The organism is Winogradskyella poriferorum (assembly GCF_050618035.1).
GTDB lineage: Bacteria > Bacteroidota > Bacteroidia > Flavobacteriales > Flavobacteriaceae > Winogradskyella > Winogradskyella poriferorum_A.
In genome coordinates this window covers 1-272 of the sequence record NZ_JBODPY010000035.1, presented here as the reverse complement: position 1 = coordinate 272, position 272 = coordinate 1, and the positions used below count along the sequence as shown (strand labels likewise).

General features: G+C 58.1%; 1 protein-coding gene. It reads left to right on the top strand.

Annotation, left to right across the window (positions count from 1 at the left end; all coding sequences use genetic code 11):
- The coding region (locus ACRHOC_RS14820; RefSeq protein ID WP_431159405.1) for a sulfatase-like hydrolase/transferase at positions 1-272 on the top strand (272 nt) is incomplete at both ends.

Here is a 272-nt window from a genome sequence, read left to right as displayed (position 1 = left end):
CGCGGTAAACCCAAGAATATAGTCATCATATTGCAGGAGAGCCTGGGAGCTCGTTTCGTTGGCAGCCTGGGAGGCTTACCACTGACACCCAATCTGGATGCCTTGGCCGATGAGGGCTGGTATTTCGAGAGCCTGTATGCCACGGGTACACGTTCGGTCCGCGGTATAGAGGCGGTGACCACAGGCTTTACCCCCACGCCGGCGCGCTCTGTGGTGAAACTCGGCAAGAGCCAGAGCGGCTTCTTCAGCCTGGCGGAATTACTGCAGGCTAA